Origin of the sequence: Microvirga sp. BSC39 (assembly GCF_000739015.1) — a bacterium.
Lineage (GTDB): Bacteria > Pseudomonadota > Alphaproteobacteria > Rhizobiales > Beijerinckiaceae > Microvirga.
This window is the reverse complement of the sequence record NZ_JPUG01000070.1, coordinates 73,218-90,577: the sequence shown is the minus strand read 5'-3', so window position 1 is coordinate 90,577 and position 17,360 is coordinate 73,218. Positions and strand designations below refer to the sequence as shown.

The following is a 17,360-nucleotide window of genomic DNA, read 5'->3' as shown; positions in this document are numbered from 1 at the left end:
GAAGGTCAGTCGAGGGTGGCGCGTCGGGCAGCCCGGCTCGATGCTATGGTGTGGAAGGTGAGAGCCAGACTGCTCGTCACGCACGGTTTGTTTCAGCGGACCTGGATCAAGCCAGGATCGGCCACCCGCGATCACAGGCGTGCGAGACCTGCGGTGGGACCGCTCCTCACCCCGCATCTGCGACGCCTCGCGAGCGCGCCCCTCGTCGGGCGAGGATGTCCATAGCTATAGCCCAGCTTAGGGCAATTGTCAAGAACAAAATGAGAACACGAACTCGTCTTCCCTCTCCCCTTCAGCGGGAGAGGGTGGCCTGCGTAGCAGGTCGGGAGAGGGGTCGCGCTCAGCCGGACTGCCCCTCTCCCGGCTCACTTGCGTTCGCCACCCTCCCCCGCAAAGGGGGGAGGGGGAACCCGCGCCCTGTCCTGCACCCGATCCGGATCTGCCGCGCCATCCGGGATGACGTATCCTCCCCGTCGCGCATTCCTCCCGCGACAGAGGGCCGTCGCTTGCCGCTGCCATATGCTCTACACAAAGATTGAAGTCGCTCCCCAAAAACCTAAATGGCTGAAAGCCCTCCCGTTCCCGAAGCTCAGCATGTCTGCAACACCATTATCGAACGCTCCTCGCATGCTCGGGCCTGAAGCTCTCGCGGCAGCCGTCAGGCAGGCCGATCCCTGTCGCAGTGCCGCTGACACCGGATATCCCACGCACCGGCCGCCCGTGGGAAGGCGCAGGCTTCATGCACGATAGGCTCGTTCCCAGTCCGGATTTCCTCACTGGGGGCGGTGAAATGGGTTCGCTCATGCGGGCCCATGACTGGTCCTCCTCGCCTCTCGGTCCGCCGGAACGCTGGCCGCAGAGCCTTCGGGCCGTGGTGAGCCTCATGCTCACGTCGAAATTTCCCATGTTCGTCGCGTGGGGACCGAAACTCGCGTTTCTCTACAACGACGGCTACCGGCCGATCTTCGGCGCCAAGCACCCGCACGCGCTCGGTCTGCCGTTCCGCGAGGTCTGGTCGGACATCTGGCACGATATCGAGCCGCTGGTCACCAAGGCGCTCGCAGGCGAAGCGACCTACCACGAGGACCTGCACCTCGTGATGGAGCGCAACGGCTACCCGGAGGACACGTGGTACACCTTCTCCTACTCGCCTGTCCGCGATGAGACGGGCGGGATCGCCGGCATGTTCTGCGCCTGCACGGAGACCACGCAGGAGGTCAAATCCCGCGCGGCCCTCAAGGCCGAGCAGGACCGGCTTCGCGAATTTTTCCAGCAGGCGCCCGGCTTCATGGCGATGCTGCGCGGACGGGAGCACGTGTTCGAGCTGGTGAACGACGCCTACCTTCAGCTCGTGGGGCACCGCCGCGACATCATCGGCAAGTCCGCCCGGGAGGCCCTGCCCGAAGTCCAGGGTCAGGGGTTGTTCGAGCTGCTCGATCAGGTCTACTCGTCCGGACAGCCGTTCGTCGGACGAAGCCTCCGGGTCGGGCTGCAACGCAAGCCGGGAAGCCCGGCCGAAGAGCGCTTCGTGGACGTGGTCTATCAGCCCATCACTGACCACGAGGGGCAGGTCAGCGGCATCTTCGCCGAAGGCTACGACGTCACGGAGCGCGTGCAGGCCGAGGAAAGCCTGCGCGAGAGCGAGGCCCGGTTCCGCAATCTCGCCGACAATGCACCCGTCATGGTGTGGGTGACGGAGGCGGACGGCACCTGCATCTACCTATCCCAGAGCTGGTACGAGTTCACCGGCCAGACGCCGGAAACCGGACTGGGCTTCGGCTGGCTCGATGCGGTGCATCCGGAGGACAAAATCTGGTCGGGCGAAGTGTTTCGCGCGTCCAATGCCGAGCAGGGGCCTTTCCGCGTGGAATACCGCTTGCGGCGCGCCGACGGCACCTATCGCTGGGCCATCGATGCCGCGGCGCCGCGTTTCAGCGAGGACGGCACCTTCCTCGGCTATGTGGGCTCGGTGCTCGACATCACGGACCGCAAGCAGGTCGAGGAGCACCGCGAGCTTCTCATCAACGAGCTGAACCACCGGGTGAAGAACACGCTCACCATTGTCCAGTCCATGGCGTCGCAGAGCCTGCGGCACCTGAGCGAGGAGAACCGTCCCAAGGTCCAGGCCTTCGAGGATCGCCTGTTCGCCCTGGCCCGCGCCCATGACGTGCTCACCCGCGAGAACTGGGAAGGCGCGGAGCTGCGCGAGATCATCAACGAGGTGGTCGAGCCCTATCTGCGGCAGAAGACGAAGTACATCGAGATCGAGGGACCGCACCTTCGCCTGATCCCGAGAACGGCTCTCGCCATTGCCATGGCGATCCACGAACTGGCCACGAACGCCGCGAAATACGGCGCGCTGTCCGTCCCGTCCGGATGCGTCCTCATCACCTGGACGATCACGTCGGACGCGATTCCGCACCTCGCGCTGCGCTGGCAGGAGCGGGACGGCCCGCCGGTTTCACCGCCGACCCGCAGGGGCTTCGGCACGCGTCTGATCGAGCGCAGCTTGGCCACCGACGTGGGCGGTGATGTGCGGCTGACCTACGAGCCCACCGGCGTCGTGTGCATGATGAACGTTCCGTTGAGGGACGAGAGCGATCCGCCACATTAGACGCGAGTTCCATCGCCCGGCCGCCTCCCGATGCCGTCAACGCGGACAGGATCGAGAGACCGGACATGCAAGGCTGTGCCGCTGATCGCGCCGGAAAGCAGCTTGCGCCATGGTCGCGCTGCCTTCCGCAAAGCTATCTCTGAGGAAAGTTCAGGGAAAACGTCGTTCCCGGTCCTGTGGCCTCGTGCATCGTGGCACCGAGTTGGAGGGCCAGGCTCGAGACGAGCCTCAGGCCTGAACGGGAGCGCGGGTCGCTGCTCGGGGCGTCCATGCCGATCCCATCGTCGGAGACCGTGAGGGTGCAGGTTCCGTCCTGGCAGCCGAAACGGACCGTGATCTGTCCGGTGCGGTCGTCGGGAAAGGCATGTTTGAGCGCGTTCGTGACCAGTTCGGTCGTGACCAATCCCAGGGTGACCGCCTGATCGAGGCCGATATCAGCGTCCTGCGTGTCCACCCGGATCGTCACGCGGTCCTGATCCCGCCGGAGCTGCACCAGGCTCGCGCAGAGCCGGTCGAGATATTGGGCAATGGGAACCCGGGAGAGCTCGTCGGATGCATAAAGGGCATCGTGAACCAGGGCGATGGCATCGACCCGACCAAGGATATCGGCATAGTTCTGCCGGATGTCGTCGGATCTGGTTTGCCTCAGCTTCATCCGGACGAGGCTGGAAATGATCTGGAGATTGTTGCGGACCCGGTGATGCACCTCACGGAAGAGCTCGTTCTTCTCGTTCAGCGCCCGTTCGAGTTCAGCCGTCCGGTCCCGGACACGGCGCTCCAATTCGGAGTTCAGCCTTTCGAGCTCCGAGCGGGCGATCCTCAGGGAGGCGTCTTCGATCACCTCCCAGGTTCCGCGCCGTCTCGAAATGGCGAACTGATGATTGCGCACGACCTCGATGATGTCCGTAGGACGGCAGCGCCCGAGGCAGTAGCTGCACAGGGCGAGAATGGGCTGGGACGAGAAGCGCGTATTGACCTTGGCCTCGTAGTCCGCGAACTCGTCGAAGCCGTCGCATTCGAGCCAGAACGTATTGCCGGTCAGCCGCAATCCTGCGTAGCCCTCGCCAACGGCGGTGTTGGCTCGTCCGAGCCACTGCTCCACGGTCTCGTCCGGGTTCAGATCGCCGTTGCGCAGATACCAGTTCTGGAAGTCGATGATCTCGATCTGGCCGCGTTTCTCACGCTGGTCGAGGTCCGGCACGGCCGCCCGCAGGGAGTCCCGGGCATCCTCCCGACCGAAGGGCTCGGACGTGACCCAAAGGCACTTCTCATTCCCTTCCAGGCCAGCCTTGAAGAAGGGCACGAGAGCCTCGGCCAGGTCGTGGCGATCCTCATAGAACTGGCAGAAGTGCGTTCCCCATGACAATTCGCCAACGGCTGGGATGCCGCTTGAGATGCGGGTCATGGGGAGTCTCCTGAAATGCGATCGCGCCGGCCCAGGCTAGGGCAAGGGTCGGACGGTGTATACATTTAGTTCGCGGCCATCGGGCGACAACGGTTCTCGTCCCAATGGGCGGTCAAGGAAAAACAGCCTGGGGAGACCCAGGCTGTTGCAGGCACGACGTGCTGACCGCCCTCTCGCGGAGAACTTTTAAAGGCCCAGCTTCTTCTTGCGCTGGGCGAGCGTGCGCAGCCGCAGGGCGTTGAGCTTGATGAAGCCGGCAGCGTCGCGGTGGTCGTAGGCCACGGCGCCTTCCTCGAAGGTCACGAGGTCCTGGTCGTAGAGGGTGTAGGGGCTCTGGCGGCCGATGAGGTGGACGCCGCCCTTGTAGAGCTTCAGCGTCACTTCGCCGGTGACGAATTCCTGCGACTTGTCGATCATGGCCTGGAGCATCTCGCGCTCCGGCGAGAACCAGAAGCCGTTATAGATGAGCTCGGCATATTTCGGCATGAGCTCGTCCTTGAGGTGCGCAGCACCCCGATCGAGGGTGATCGACTCGATGCCGCGGTGCGCCAGATGCAGGATCGTGCCGCCCGGGGTCTCGTACATGCCGCGGCTCTTCATGCCGACGAAGCGGTTCTCCACGAGGTCGAGGCGGCCGATGCCGTTTATCTTGCCGAGCTCGTTGAGCTTGGCCAGCAGGTCGGCCGGACCCATCTTCCGGCCGTCGATGGCGACCGGGTCGCCTTTGAGGAACTCGATCTTGATGATTGTCGGCTTGTCGGGGGCGGATTCAGGCCCGTCGGTGCGCGAATAGACGTAGTCCGGCACTTCCATGGCCGGGTCCTCCAGCACCTTGCCCTCGGAGGAGGCGTGCAGGAGGTTGGCGTCGACGGAGAAGGGCGCCTCGCCGCGCTTGTCCTTGGCGATCGGGATCTGGTGCTGCTCGGCGAAGGCGATCAGCTGCTCGCGGGAGCGCAGGTCCCACTCGCGCCAGGGGGCGATCACGGTGACGTCGGGCTTGAGGGCGTAGTAGCCGAGCTCGAAACGCACCTGATCGTTGCCCTTGCCGGTGGCCCCGTGGGAGACCGCATCGGCGCCCACCTTCTCGGCGATCTCGATCTGCTTCTTGGCGATGAGCGGGCGGGCGATGGAGGTGCCGAGCAGATACAGGCCCTCGTACTGGGCGTTGGCCCGGAACATCGGGAACACGTAGTCGCGCACGAACTCGTCGCGCAGGTCCTCGATGAAGATGTTCTCCGGCTTGATGCCGAGAAGCTCGGCCTTCTTGCGGGCGGGCTCCAGCTCCTCGCCCTGGCCGAGATCGGCGGTAAACGTCACCACCTCGCAGCCATAGGTGGTCTGCAGCCACTTGAGGATGATGGAGGTGTCGAGGCCGCCCGAATAGGCGAGCACGACCTTGTTCACGCGCTTGTCGGCCATGGCAAAGGTTCCAGAGAGAAAGACTGCCAGCGGCTTAGCGGGGAAGGCTTTTGAGCGCAACGGGCAATTCTCGCACCGCTGTGCTTGCGTCGCATTCCTGCCCGGAAAGCCAAAGGCTGCCGTAACCTAGCGGAATGGATTAGGCCTTCATGTGGAGCGGAAGGCCGGCTTCGGGAGTTGGCCTGGTTCCTCCGGGTTTTTGGTTGCGAAGGACGCCCATGCACCGTCGGCCGGTTCTCGAATTCTGGTACGAGTTCGCCTCGACCTATTCCTATCTCGCGGCCATGCGCATCGAGGCGGCGGCGGACGCCGCCGGGGTGGAGCTCGTATGGCGCCCGTTCCTGCTGGGGCCGGTCTTCAAGGCGCAGGGGTGGGAGACCACGCCTTTCAGCCTGTACCCGGCCAAGGGCCGCTACATGTGGCGGGACATGGAGCGGGAGGCGGCGCGCCTCGGACTGCCCTTCTACCGCCCGAAAACCTTCCCGCAGAACGGGCTCCTTGCCGCGCGGGTCGCCCTGCTGGGCTCGGACCGGGGCTGGACCCCGGCCTTCACCCGGGCGGTCTACACGGCCCAGTTCGCGGAATGCCGCGACATCGCCGACCCGCAGACGGTCGCGGACATCCTGACCGCCCTGGGCCTGGACGCCGAGGCCGTCGTCGCCGAGGCGGGGGCCGAGGCCAACAAGATGCGCCTGCGCCGGATGGGCGAGGAGGTGCAGTCACGGGGCCTCTTCGGCGCCCCCACCTTCTTCGCCGAGGACGGGGAGATGTTCTGGGGCAACGACCGCCTAGACCAGGCCCTCGACTGGGCCGTCACCCAGGCGCGGCGCGGGGAATGGCCGGACTGAGAGCCAGGGCAGGGCCCAAAACCCCGAAACCCTTGTGATCCGGGGCCAATTGGGTTAAGAGAACCCCAATCCGACAGGACAGTGACGGTTTCGATTGTCAGGGTGCGTGTTCCGCGCCCTCGCGGTGTTCCGAAAAACCCTGTCGGACCAAGCGTTTCCATCCGCTGATGATACGCCGGCCTGCTCGGATGAGCAGCATGCCCGGGACATGGCCCTGAAGGGGCGTCCTTGGCAGCGGCGGCTGGAAACGGCCCGTTAACACGAGCCGCCGGCGTTGCCCCTTTGAACAAGGGCCATTCAGGAGAACCTATGTCTGCAGCTTTGCAACAGCCGAGCCGTGAAGATTTCGCGGCCCTGCTCGAAGAATCCTTCCGCACGAACGAGATCAGCGAAGGCTCGGTCGTGAAGGGCAAGGTGGTCGCGATCGAGAAAGACGTCGCGGTCATCGATATCGGCGCCAAGACCGAAGGTCGCGTCGCCCTGAAAGAATTTGCCGGCCCTAACCGCGACCAGACCGTGGTCGTCGGCGACGAGGTCGAGGTCTATGTCGAGCGCATCGAGAATGCCCTGGGCGAGGCCGTCATCTCCCGTGACAAGGCCCGCCGCGAAGAGTCGTGGGTGAAGCTCGAGAAGGCCTTCGAGGCCCAGGAGCGCGTCAACGGCACCATCTTCAACCAGGTGAAGGGCGGCTACACCGTCGACCTCGACGGCGCCGTGGCGTTCCTGCCGCGCTCCCAGGTCGACATCCGCCCGGTGCGCGACGTCACCCCGCTCATGGGCGTGGCTCAGCCGTTCCAGATCCTCAAGATGGATCGCCGCCGCGGCAACATCGTCGTGTCGCGCCGCACGGTCCTCGAAGAGAGCCGCGCCGAGCAGCGTTCCGAACTCGTGGCGAACCTCGAAGAGGGTCAGGTCATCGACGGCGTGGTCAAGAACATCACCGAGTACGGTGCGTTCGTTGACCTCGGCGGCATCGACGGCCTGCTGCACGTCACCGACATGGCATGGCGCCGCGTCAACCATCCGTCCGAGGTCGTAACCATCGGCCAGACGGTGAAGGTGAAGATCATCAAGATCAACCACGAGACGCACCGCATCTCGCTGGGCATCAAGCAGCTGCTCGCCGATCCGTGGGAGGGCATCGCCGCCCGCTACCCGGTTCAGGCAAAGCTGAAGGGCCGCGTCACGAACATCACCGATTACGGTGCGTTCGTCGAGCTCGAGCCCGGCATCGAAGGCCTGATCCACGTCTCCGAGATGTCCTGGACGAAGAAGAACGTCCACCCGGGCAAGATCATCTCCACCTCGCAGGAGGTTGAGGTCGTGATCCTCGAGGTCGATCAGGTGAAGCGCCGCATCTCGCTGGGCCTGAAGCAGACGCTCCAGAACCCGTGGGAGGCCTTCGCCGAGAAGCACCCTGTCGGCACCGAGGTCGAGGGCGAGGTGAAGAACAAGACCGAGTTCGGTCTGTTCATCGGCCTCGAGAACGACGTCGACGGCATGGTCCACCTCTCGGACCTCGACTGGAACCGTCCGGGCGAGCAGGTCATCGACGACTTCAAGAAGGGCGACGTCGTGCGCGCTCAGGTTCTCGACGTGGACGTCGAGAAGGAGCGCATCTCGCTCGGCATCAAGCAGCTTGCGGGCGACCCCTTCGCCGAAGCCGGCGAGATCAAGAAGGGCCAGATCGTCACCTGCGAGGTTCTCGAGGTGAAGGACGGCGGCCTGGAGGTGAAGATCGTCGACACCGACCTCTCCACCTTCATCAAGCGCAACGAGCTCGCTCGTGACCGCGCCGACCAGCGCCCCGAGCGCTTCGCCGCCGGCGAGAAGCTCGATGCCCGCGTCACGCAGTTCGACCGCAAGGCCCGCCGCGTGACCGTCTCCATCAAGGCCCTCGAGGTCGCTGAGGAGAAGGAAGCCATGGCTCAGTACGGCTCGGCCGATTCGGGTGCGTCGCTCGGCGACATCCTCGGCGCCGCCCTGAACAAGGCCGGCAAGAAGTAATCAGACCTCGATTGTTCGAGACTGACGGATCCCCGGGCCGCAAGCCCGGGGATTTTTGTTTGTGGGGTATTGCGGCCAAGGAGCAGGGGGGGGTGGTGCTTCCCCGATGTCATTCCCGGAAGGACGCGCAGCGGAGGGGAAGGGAATCCATAGCTCCGCGCTTGATCGTGGATCCCTTCCCGCACTTCGTGTGCCGGGGATGACACCCACCACGTCATGGCCGGACTCGTTCCGGCCATCCCGGTCATGAAGGGCACGGCGCTTTGGCAATCGGGATCACCGGCACAAGGCCGGTGATGACGGAGGAGGGCGAGACACCTCGAAGGTCCCCGCCTATGGACCGCGCAGGTTTTTTGTTGGCCCCCTGTCTTGCCGCCCTATCTGGCTTCGCAATAGGGTGCTCCCCCCGCACCCGGTGCGAACCCAGCACGATACGATTTCGAGAGACCAGACGATGTCCATCGATGCCGAAGCCATTGCCGACCGCCGCCGCCTGCGCCGCAAGCTCTCCTTCTGGCGGGTGGCGGGATTCTCCGGGTTGATCGCCGCGGTTGCGGCCATCGGCTATGCCGCCGCCGACCGGGCCGGCTATGGGACGATCCAGAACCAGATCGCCCGCATCTCCGTCGACGGGGTGATCACCGGCAACCAGCGCATGGCCGACCTGATGCGCCGGGTGGGCGAGTCGACCGCGGTCTCCGGCGTGGTGATCTCCATCAACAGCCCCGGCGGCACCACCACGGGATCGGAAGAGCTCTTCCGCAACATCCGCCGCCTCGCCGAGAAGAAGCCGGTCGTCACCTTCGTGGACGGCACCGCGGCCTCCGGCGGCTACATCACGGCGATCGCCACCGACTACATCGTGGCGCGCGAGACCTCGATCGTCGGCTCCATCGGCGTGCTCTTCCAATATCCCGACCTCACGGGCCTCATGGGCCAGATCGGCGTGAAGGTGGAGGCCGTGAAGTCCGCGCCGCTGAAAGCCGAGCCGAACCCCTTCACGCCGACCTCGCCGGAGGCGCGGGCCGCCATGCAGGCGGTGGTCAACGACACCTACGACTGGTTCAAGAACCTGGTGCGCGAGCGCCGCCGCCTGAACGAGGGCGAGCTCTCCACCGCGTCCACGGGTCAGGTGTTCAGCGGCCGTCAGGCCGTGCCCCTCAAGCTCGTCGACAAGATCGGCAGCGAGCGTGACGCGGTGGCCTGGCTCGAGCAGGAAAAGGGCGTGGCCAAGGACCTGCCGATTCGCGACTGGGAGCCGCGGTCGGATCGCGACATCTCGATTTTCGCCGCGAGCGCCACGATGGCCGATCTCTTCGGCTTCGAGCGGGTTGCCGAGGCTATGCGCCGGACGTCCGCGCAAGCCGAGATCGCACGGCTTGACGGCCTCCTGGCTGTCTGGCAACCTTTGGAAAAATAAAGCAACGTCAAAGATATAGCTCATCCATGATAAAATCCGAACTCGTGCTCAAGATCGCTGAGCAGAACCCGCATCTCTACCAGCGCGACGTGGAGAAGATCGTGAACGCGATCCTCGACACCATCGCGGATGCGCTGTCCCGGGGCGACCGGGTGGAGCTGCGCGGCTTCGGGGCCTTTTCGGTGAAAAAGCGCGATGCTCGCACGGGCCGCAACCCGCGCACGGGCGAATCCGTTTCCATCTCCGAAAAGGTCGTTCCGGTCTTCAAGACGGGCAAGGAAATGCGTCAGCGTCTCAATGCCCCGGCTCCGAAGGTGATGAAGGCGGCGGCTGCCCAATAAATCTGCCGATAAATATCGAGAGGTGTTCGTGATTCGCTTTCTGAAGGCGCTCATTCTCCTGCCGGTCGCTATCCTGATCGTCCTGCTCGCGGTGGCGAACCGGGCTCCGGTGACCCTGTCCCTCGACCCGTTCTCGCAGGAAGCGCCGGAATTCGCGTTCCAGCTGCCCCTGTTCGCCGTCATCTTCGCGGCCGTGATGCTGGGCGTGGTGATCGGCGGCACGGCGAGCTGGCTTGCTCAGGGCAAGAACCGCAAGTCGCGCCGGAAGCTTCGGCGCGAGACCCGGCAGCTGCGCTATGAGACCGAGCGCCTGAAGGCGCAGGGCCCCGCCACCACGACCCTGCCGGCCACGGTCTCGTCCGCACCGGCCCGCAGCTTCTGAGAACACCAGCAACATGCGCGTCGTCACCTCTGCCGAGATCGATCGGGTTCTCACCTTTCCGGCCCTGATCGATGCCCTGGCCGAGGCGTTTCGCGGCGACATGGTCACCCCGGTCCGGCATCACCACGAGGTCGAGCGTCCGGGCAGCCACGGCACGCTTCTGCTCATGCCGTCCTGGACCGGGCCTGCCATGCAGGACGGCTTCCTCGGCGTGAAGGTCGTCACCGTGTTTCCCGAGAACGGCGCCAGGAGCCTGCCCAGCGTGATGGGCTCCTATCTGCTGATGGACGGCACAACGGGCGAGCCGGTCTCCGTCCTCGACGGCGCGCGCCTCACCGTCTGGCGCACCGCCGCGGCCTCGGCGCTGGCGGCCCGCATGCTCGCCCGCCAGGATGCAAGCAGCATGGTGATGGTCGGGGCCGGCGCCCTGGCGCCCTTCCTCATCCGCGCCCATATGAGCCAGCGGCCGATCCGCGAGGTGGCGCTCTGGAATCACCGGCCGGAGAAGGCCGAAAGCCTGGCTGCCGAGCTTCGCGCCGAGGGCCTGCCCGTCACAGCCGTAGCCGATCTGGAAGCCGCCGTGCGGGGAGCCGACCTGGTCTCCTGCGCGACGCTGTCGACCGCGCCCGTGGTCAAGGGTGCCTGGCTCAAGGAGGGGGCGCATCTCGATCTCGTGGGCGCCTTCAATCTCAAGATGCGCGAGGCGGACGACGAGGCCCTGCGCCGGGCGCAGGTGTACATCGACACCCCGGCGGCCAAGTCGGAGGGCGGCGACGTGGCCCTGGCCCTGCACCGGGGCGCCATCACCGAGGATCACATCCGCGGAACCCTCGCGGACCTGTGCCGCAGCGCCCCCCATCGCGGCCCTGCGGTGATCACCGCGTTCAAGTCGGTAGGCGCCGCCCTGGAGGATTTGGCTGCGGCGATGCTGGTGTGGCGCTCGCTGGCGAAAGTGTTGTAAACTACCTCCTATGGATAACCTGGTGAAAATCTGCGGGCTCTCCACGCCCGAAACCCTCGATGCCGCCCTGAGCGCAGGCGCGGACATGGTCGGCTTCGTGCGCTTCGCCAAGAGCCCCCGCCATGTGAGCCTCAACCTGGGCCACAAGCTCTCCCTGCAGGCCAAGGGGCGGGCGCAGCGCGTCGTCCTGCTGGTCAATCCGGGCGACGAGGACATTGCCCAGGCGGTCGAGGCCATCAACCCCGACCTGATCCAGCTGCACGGGAGCGAGACGCCCGAGCGCGTGACCGAGATCCGCTCCATGGTCAAACGGCCGGTGATGAAGGCCCTGGGCGTCGCGGAGCCGTCCGACCTCCAGGCTCTGAGCCCTTACGCCGGCGCCGATCACATCCTGCTCGACGCCAAGCCGCCCCGCACTACTGATGCTTTGCCCGGCGGCAACGGGATCTCCTTCGACTGGCGGCTGCTGAACGGGCTTGACCCCCGGGTTTCCTTCATGCTGTCAGGAGGCCTCAACCCCGACAACGTGGCGGAGGCGATCCGGCTCACGAAGCCCAGGGCCGTCGACGTGTCGTCCGGGGTGGAAACCGGACCGGGTCTCAAGGATCCGGCCAGGATCGTGGCCTTCATCAGGGCCGCCCGGACAGCCTTCGCGGCTGCCCGTCACTAGACCAGGACGGCACGTCTGTTCGGGCGTGCTTCTAAGACCTTCAAGGCAGGACAGGCCGTGTCAGCTCAAGCTCAACCCAATTCCTATCGCACCGGCCCCGACGAGCGCGGGCATTTCGGCCAGTTCGGCGGACGTTTCGTCGCCGAAACCCTGATGCCGAACATCCTCGAATTGGAAAAGGCCTATGAGGAGGCGCGGAACGACCCGTCCTTCCACGCCGACATGGCGAGCTACTCGACCCATTACATCGGCCGCCCGAGCCCGCTCTATTATGCGGAGCGCATGACCGAGCATCTCGGTGGGGCCAAGATCTACTTCAAGCGCGAAGAGCTGAACCATACCGGCGCCCACAAGGTGAACAACGTGCTGGGCCAGATCTTGCTCGCCCGCCGCATGGGCAAGAAGCGCATCATCGCCGAGACCGGGGCCGGCCAGCATGGCGTTGCCACCGCGACGCTGTGCGCGCGCTTTGGGCTCGAGTGCATCGTCTACATGGGCGCGGTCGACGTGGAGCGGCAGAAGCCCAACGTGTTCCGCATGAACATGCTCGGCGCCAAGGTGGTGCCGGTGCAGTCCGGCACCCGCACGCTCAAGGACGCCATGAACGAGGCCCTGCGCGACTGGGTCACCAACGTGGCCGACACCTTCTACTGCATCGGCACGGTGGCGGGCCCGCACCCGTATCCGGCCATGGTGCGCGATTTCCAGTGCGTGATCGGCACCGAGACCCGCGAGCAGATGATGCAGGCGGAAGGCCGCCTGCCGGATTCCCTCGTCGCCTGCATTGGCGGCGGCTCCAACGCCATCGGACTGTTCCACCCGTTCCTCGACGACAAGGACGTGGAGATCTACGGCGTGGAAGCGGCCGGCCACGGGCTCGACCAGTTGCACGCCGCTTCGCTCACCGGCGGTCGCCCGGGCGTGCTGCACGGCAACCGCACCTACCTGCTCATGGACCGCGACGGCCAGATCGCCGACGCCCATTCCATCTCGGCCGGCCTCGACTATCCGGGCATCGGCCCGGAGCATGCCTGGCTGCACGAGATGGGCCGGGTCAAGTACATCTCCGCCACCGACCAGGAGGCCCTGGACGCCTTCCAGCTCTGCTCGCGCCTCGAGGGCATCCTGCCGGCGCTCGAGCCTGCCCATGCGCTCGCCAAGGTGGTCGAGATCGCGCCAACCAAGCCCAAGGATCACCTGATGGTGGTCAACATCTCAGGCCGCGGCGACAAGGACCTGTTCCAGATCGCCGAGCATCTGGGCAATCAGATCGTTTGAGAAGGCTCCGTGTCATCCCCGGCGGCCTGAAGGGCCGGGAAGGGGATCCACGATCAGGCGCGGCGCGATGGATTCCCTTCCGCTGCGCTCCGGCCGGGAATGACACGCGTGTCATTCCCATAGTCCCATGCTAAAGACGCAGCCCATGACCCAACGCATCGAAGCCCGTTTCAAGAAGTGCCGCGCCGAAGGCCGCGCGGCTCTCGTCACCTATGTGATGGCCGGCGACCCGGATCCCGAGACGTCGCTCGAGATCCTCAAGAGCCTGCCCAGGGCCGGTGCCGACATCGTCGAGTTCGGTCTGCCCTTCACCGATCCCATGGCGGACGGGCCGGCGATCCAGGCGGCGGGCCTGCGGGCGCTGAAAGTCGGGCAGGATACGGTCAAGACCCTCGACCTCATCCGCCGCTTCCGGGCCGAGGATGGGGACACGCCCGTGATCCTCATGGGCTATTTCAACCCGATCTACGTCTACGGGGTCGACCGCTTCCTTGAGGACGCCAAGCAAGCTGGCGTCGACGGCCTGATCGTGGTGGATCTTCCGCCGGAGGAGGATGACGAACTCTGTCTGCCGGCCCTCAAGGCAGGCTTGGCCTTCATCCGCCTTGCCACCCCGACCACCGACGACAAGCGCCTGCCGGCGGTGCTCACGAACACGGCGGGCTTCGTCTATTACGTGTCGATCACCGGCATCACCGGCGCCGCGACGCCGGATTTCGGCAAGGTCGCCTCGGCGGTCGAGCGGATCAAGCGCCACACGCCCCTGCCGGTGGTGGTGGGCTTCGGCGTCAAGAGCGGAGCGCATGCGGCGGCGGTGGCGCAAGGCGCCGACGGCGTCGTGGTGGGCTCGGCGCTCATCGATGCGCTGAAGGGCACCCTCGATGCCGAGGATCGCGCTACGGCAGGGTCGGTCGAGGCGGTGACGAAGCTGGTGAAGGAATTGAGCGAAGGCGTGCGCTCGGTGGCAAAACGCGCCGCGGCCTAATACATACAGAGCACGTCATGCCGTTGTGCAGGCAGCCACGCCTCCGGCGTGGTCCGCTGAGATGGCCGGGCAAGCCCCGTCCATGACGAGAGGATTGAAGCGATGAACTGGATTTCCGAAGTCGTCCGTCCGAAGATCAAGACGCTCTTCAACAAGCGCGAGACGCCGGACAATCTCTGGATCAAGTGCCCGGAGACGGGCCAGGTGGTGTTCCACAAGGACGTGGAGGCGAACCAGTGGGTGATCCCCGGGTCCAACCACCACATGCGCATCTCCGCCACCCAGCGCCTGCAGCTCATGTTCGACGGCGCGACCTGGCTCGACGTCGCGCTGCCCGAAGTGGCCGTCGATCCGCTGAAATTCCGCGATGAGAAGCGCTACATCGACCGCCTGAAGGACGCCCGCGCAAAGACCGGCCAGCAGGATGCGTTCAAGGTGGGCTTCGGCCGGGTCGAGGACCTGCCGATGACTATTGCCGTGCAGGATTTCGGCTTCATGGGCGGCTCGCTCGGCATGGCGGCCGGCGAGGCCTTCGTCAAAGGCGCCGAGACGGCACTCGAGAAGAAGACCCCTTACGTGCTCTTCGCCGGCTCCGGCGGCGCGCGCATGCAGGAGGGCATCCTTTCCCTCATGCAGATGCCCCGCACGACGGTGGCGATCCGCCGCCTACGCGATGCGCGGCTGCCCTACATCGTCGTGCTCACCAACCCGACCACGGGCGGCGTGACGGCGTCCTATGCCATGCTCGGCGACGTGCATCTGGCCGAGCCCGGCGCACTCATCGGCTTTGCTGGCCCGCGGGTGATCGAGCAGACCATCCGCGAGAAGCTGCCCGACGGCTTCCAGCGCGCCGAATACCTGAAGGAGCACGGCATGGTCGATGCGGTCGTGCATCGCCACGACCTCAAATCGACCGTCGCCCGCCTGTCCCGCCTCTTCACGAAGGCGCCCGCCGCGAGCGCACCGGCAACTCCGATCGCCCCTGAAGTGACGGCGGCGGCAGCCGAGTAAGCGAGACCAGGGCGATGGATTCCTCCGATGCGCTGATCGCGCGCTTTCTCGCCCTGCACCCCAAGGCCATCGACCTGTCGCTCGGGCGCATCCAGCGGCTGCTGGCCAGTCTCGGGCACCCTGAGCGCCGCCTGCCCCCGGTGATCCATGTGGCGGGCACCAACGGCAAGGGCTCGACCATCGCGTTCATGCGGGCGATCCTGGAAAGCGCGGGGCTCGCCGTCCATGTCCATACCTCGCCCCACCTCGTGCGCTTCCATGAGCGCATCCGGATCGGGCGCATCGGCGGGGGGCGGTACGTCACCGAGGACCGGCTCGTGGAGGCCTTCCGCCGCTGCGAGGCGGTCAATGCGGGCGCGCCCACCACCGTGTTCGAGATCACGACCGCGGCCGCCCTGCTGATCTTCTCCGAGGAGCCCGCGGACGTGCTCCTGCTCGAAGTGGGCTTAGGGGGCCGCTTCGACGCCACCAATGTCATCGACAGGCCTGCCGCCGCCGTGGTCACGTCCATCGGCCACGACCACGCGGAATATCTCGGCACGACCTTGAAGGCGATTGCCGGCGAGAAGGCGGGCATTTTCAAGCGCGGCTGCCCGGCGGTGATCGCCCCGCAGGATTATCTCGAGGCCGACCAGACCCTGCGCGAGGAGGCCGAGCGCATCGGCGCGTCTCCCATTCTTGTCGGTCAGCAGGATTTCTCCGTCCATGAGGAGGGCGGGCGCCTCGTCTACCAGGACGAGAAGGGCCTCTTGGACCTGCCGCGCCCGAAACTCATCGGCCGCCATCAATTCATCAACGCCGGCACGGCGATTGCAGCGCTGCGCGCCGCCGGTTTCGAAGGCTTCGAGGCTGAAGCGTTCGAGGCGGGACTCACCCGCGCCGAATGGCCGGGCCGCCTGCAGCGCCTCAACCGGGGCCGCCTGCCGGAGATCGCGCCGTCCGGCTGCGAGATCTGGCTCGACGGCGGCCACAACGCCGATGGGGGCCGGGTGCTCGCCGCCGCCATGGCCGACCAGAGCGAGCGCGCGGACGCGCCCCTCGTGCTCATCGCCGGCATGCTCGGCACCAAGGATTCCGGGGCCTTCTTCAAGAACTTCTCGGGGCTGGCCCGGGAGGTGATCGCGGTGCCGATTGCCGGCCAGATCGCCGCGCGTCCGGCCGAGGAAGTTGCAAGTATCGCCGGCAGCGTCGGGCTCACCACCTCGGTCGCGTCCAGCGTCGAATCGGCGCTTGCCTCGCTCCACAACTACGTCTGGGACCGCCCGCCCCGCGTGCTGATCTGCGGCTCGCTGTATCTGGCCGGCGAGGTGCTGGCGGCGAACGGCACGCTGCCGGAATAGCCTTCAAACCTCGTCATCCCGGACGGTGCAGCCGATCCGGGATCGTACTCAGAATACGGCTCTGTCATCCCGGGGCTGCGCAGCAGAGCCCGGGATCCATAACCACGACAGTATTTTAGCTAGCACCGTCAGCGGTTATGGATCCCCGCCTTCGCGGGGATGACGGCGTCGTGGTTCCGGCGCCATGCCCTGCGCACGATCCCGGATCTCCGCTGACGCCTCGTCCGGAATGACGGAGCTCAAAAGAAAAGGGGCCTTTCGGCCCCCTCTCATCAACTCAAGATCGCGGCTCGATCAGGCCGAAGCCTGGATCCAGCGGGAGAGCTCGCCCTTGGGGGCGGCGCCGACTTTCTGGGCCACGACCTTGCCGTCCTTGAACATCATCAGGGCCGGAATCGACCGGATGCCGAGCTGGGAGGAGATCTGCGGGTTTTCGTCCACGTTGAGCTTGGCGATCTTCACCTTGCCGGCCATTTCGTCGGAAATCTCTTCCAGGGCCGGGCCGATCATGCGGCAGGGACCGCACCATTCCGCCCAGAAATCGACCACGACGGGCTCGGAGGACTGCAGGACGTCCTGTGCGAAGTTTGCGTCGGTCACCTTTACGGTCGCCATCACATCACCTTTGACATTTGAAGCGCGACTCATGTCCGAGCCGCTCGGCTATAGGGCCAAGGTA

Annotated in this window: 15 protein-coding genes; 12 read left to right on the top strand and 3 right to left on the bottom strand. The window is 65.8% G+C overall.

The window, feature by feature from the left end; translation table 11 throughout:
* Positions 1–739: 739 nt before the first annotated feature.
* On the top strand, positions 740–2,614 hold the full coding sequence (locus tag MA07_RS18075) for a PAS domain S-box protein (RefSeq protein WP_081929028.1): 1,875 nt from the start codon (positions 740–742) through the stop codon (positions 2,612–2,614).
* A gap of 133 nt (positions 2,615–2,747) precedes the next feature.
* Here MA07_RS18075 and MA07_RS27945 read toward each other — a convergent pair whose 3' ends face one another.
* Positions 2,748–4,019 carry an MEDS domain-containing protein gene (locus MA07_RS27945; protein ID WP_052003290.1) on the bottom strand — a complete coding sequence of 424 codons (1,272 nt, stop codon included), beginning with the start codon at positions 4,017–4,019 and terminating at the stop codon, positions 2,748–2,750.
* A 186-nt stretch (positions 4,020–4,205) separates the two neighbouring features.
* On the bottom strand, positions 4,206–5,438 hold the full coding sequence (locus MA07_RS18065; RefSeq protein WP_036354213.1) for an argininosuccinate synthase: 1,233 nt from the start codon (positions 5,436–5,438) through the stop codon (positions 4,206–4,208).
* 218 nt (positions 5,439–5,656) lie between these two features.
* Here MA07_RS18065 and MA07_RS18060 point away from each other — a divergent pair, with 218 nt between their 5' ends.
* The 11 genes from MA07_RS18060 (at position 5,657) to MA07_RS18010 (ending at position 16,681) form a co-directional block, all read left to right on the top strand.
* Positions 5,657–6,286: a 2-hydroxychromene-2-carboxylate isomerase gene (locus MA07_RS18060; protein WP_036354211.1), complete on the top strand. Its 630-nt coding sequence runs from the start codon at positions 5,657–5,659 to the stop codon at positions 6,284–6,286.
* Positions 6,287–6,595: 309 nt separating this feature from the next.
* Positions 6,596–8,293, top strand: coding sequence for a 30S ribosomal protein S1 (gene rpsA / locus MA07_RS18055; protein WP_036354208.1), 1,698 nt, complete (start codon positions 6,596–6,598; stop codon positions 8,291–8,293).
* Positions 8,294–8,747: 454 nt separating this feature from the next.
* Complete coding sequence (gene sppA / locus MA07_RS18050) at positions 8,748–9,713, top strand: signal peptide peptidase SppA (RefSeq protein WP_036354206.1); 966 nt, start codon at positions 8,748–8,750, stop codon at positions 9,711–9,713.
* Between the two features lie 26 nt (positions 9,714–9,739).
* A complete protein-coding gene (ihfB, locus tag MA07_RS18045; protein ID WP_036354203.1) occupies positions 9,740–10,054 on the top strand; it encodes an integration host factor subunit beta in 315 nt (104 codons plus the stop codon).
* 28 nt (positions 10,055–10,082) lie between these two features.
* Positions 10,083–10,436, top strand: a complete 354-nt coding sequence (locus MA07_RS18040) for a LapA family protein (RefSeq protein ID WP_036354588.1) — start codon at positions 10,083–10,085, stop codon at positions 10,434–10,436.
* Positions 10,437–10,449: 13 nt separating this feature from the next.
* Positions 10,450–11,397, top strand: a complete 948-nt coding sequence (locus MA07_RS18035; protein WP_036354199.1) for an ornithine cyclodeaminase family protein — start codon at positions 10,450–10,452, stop codon at positions 11,395–11,397.
* 10 nt (positions 11,398–11,407) lie between these two features.
* Positions 11,408–12,067, top strand: a complete 660-nt coding sequence (locus MA07_RS18030; RefSeq protein WP_036354196.1) for a phosphoribosylanthranilate isomerase — start codon at positions 11,408–11,410, stop codon at positions 12,065–12,067.
* Between the two features lie 57 nt (positions 12,068–12,124).
* Positions 12,125–13,345, top strand: a complete 1,221-nt coding sequence (trpB, locus tag MA07_RS18025; protein ID WP_036354193.1) for a tryptophan synthase subunit beta — start codon at positions 12,125–12,127, stop codon at positions 13,343–13,345.
* 145 nt (positions 13,346–13,490) lie between these two features.
* Positions 13,491–14,330: a tryptophan synthase subunit alpha gene (gene trpA, locus MA07_RS18020; protein WP_036354585.1), complete on the top strand. Its 840-nt coding sequence runs from the start codon at positions 13,491–13,493 to the stop codon at positions 14,328–14,330.
* A gap of 102 nt (positions 14,331–14,432) precedes the next feature.
* On the top strand, positions 14,433–15,341 hold the full coding sequence (gene accD, locus MA07_RS18015; RefSeq protein ID WP_036354190.1) for an acetyl-CoA carboxylase, carboxyltransferase subunit beta: 909 nt from the start codon (positions 14,433–14,435) through the stop codon (positions 15,339–15,341).
* A 14-nt stretch (positions 15,342–15,355) separates the two neighbouring features.
* On the top strand, positions 15,356–16,681 hold the full coding sequence (locus MA07_RS18010; protein ID WP_036354186.1) for a folylpolyglutamate synthase/dihydrofolate synthase family protein: 1,326 nt from the start codon (positions 15,356–15,358) through the stop codon (positions 16,679–16,681).
* A 294-nt stretch (positions 16,682–16,975) separates the two neighbouring features.
* Here MA07_RS18010 and trxA read toward each other — a convergent pair whose 3' ends face one another.
* Positions 16,976–17,296 (bottom strand): thioredoxin, encoded by a 321-nt coding sequence (gene trxA / locus MA07_RS18005; RefSeq protein ID WP_036354183.1) that lies wholly within the window; start codon positions 17,294–17,296, stop codon positions 16,976–16,978.
* Positions 17,297–17,360: the final 64 nt, after the last annotated feature.

What these genes read in the sequence shown, in the direction of transcription:
- MA07_RS18075 (WP_081929028.1), top strand. Translation starts at nt 740, where the DNA reads ATGCACGATAGGCTCGTTCCCAGTCCGGATTTCCTCACTGGGGGCGGT.
- MA07_RS27945 (WP_052003290.1), bottom strand. Translation starts at nt 4,019, where the DNA reads ATGACCCGCATCTCAAGCGGCATCCCAGCCGTTGGCGAATTGTCATGG.
- MA07_RS18065 (WP_036354213.1), bottom strand. Translation starts at nt 5,438, where the DNA reads ATGGCCGACAAGCGCGTGAACAAGGTCGTGCTCGCCTATTCGGGCGGC.
- MA07_RS18060 (WP_036354211.1), top strand. Translation starts at nt 5,657, where the DNA reads ATGCACCGTCGGCCGGTTCTCGAATTCTGGTACGAGTTCGCCTCGACC.
- rpsA (WP_036354208.1), top strand. Translation starts at nt 6,596, where the DNA reads ATGTCTGCAGCTTTGCAACAGCCGAGCCGTGAAGATTTCGCGGCCCTG.
- sppA (WP_036354206.1), top strand. Translation starts at nt 8,748, where the DNA reads ATGTCCATCGATGCCGAAGCCATTGCCGACCGCCGCCGCCTGCGCCGC.
- ihfB (WP_036354203.1), top strand. Translation starts at nt 9,740, where the DNA reads ATGATAAAATCCGAACTCGTGCTCAAGATCGCTGAGCAGAACCCGCAT.
- MA07_RS18035 (WP_036354199.1), top strand. Translation starts at nt 10,450, where the DNA reads ATGCGCGTCGTCACCTCTGCCGAGATCGATCGGGTTCTCACCTTTCCG.
- MA07_RS18030 (WP_036354196.1), top strand. Translation starts at nt 11,408, where the DNA reads ATGGATAACCTGGTGAAAATCTGCGGGCTCTCCACGCCCGAAACCCTC.
- trpA (WP_036354585.1), top strand. Translation starts at nt 13,491, where the DNA reads ATGACCCAACGCATCGAAGCCCGTTTCAAGAAGTGCCGCGCCGAAGGC.
- accD (WP_036354190.1), top strand. Translation starts at nt 14,433, where the DNA reads ATGAACTGGATTTCCGAAGTCGTCCGTCCGAAGATCAAGACGCTCTTC.
- MA07_RS18010 (WP_036354186.1), top strand. Translation starts at nt 15,356, where the DNA reads ATGGATTCCTCCGATGCGCTGATCGCGCGCTTTCTCGCCCTGCACCCC.
- trxA (WP_036354183.1), bottom strand. Translation starts at nt 17,296, where the DNA reads ATGGCGACCGTAAAGGTGACCGACGCAAACTTCGCACAGGACGTCCTG.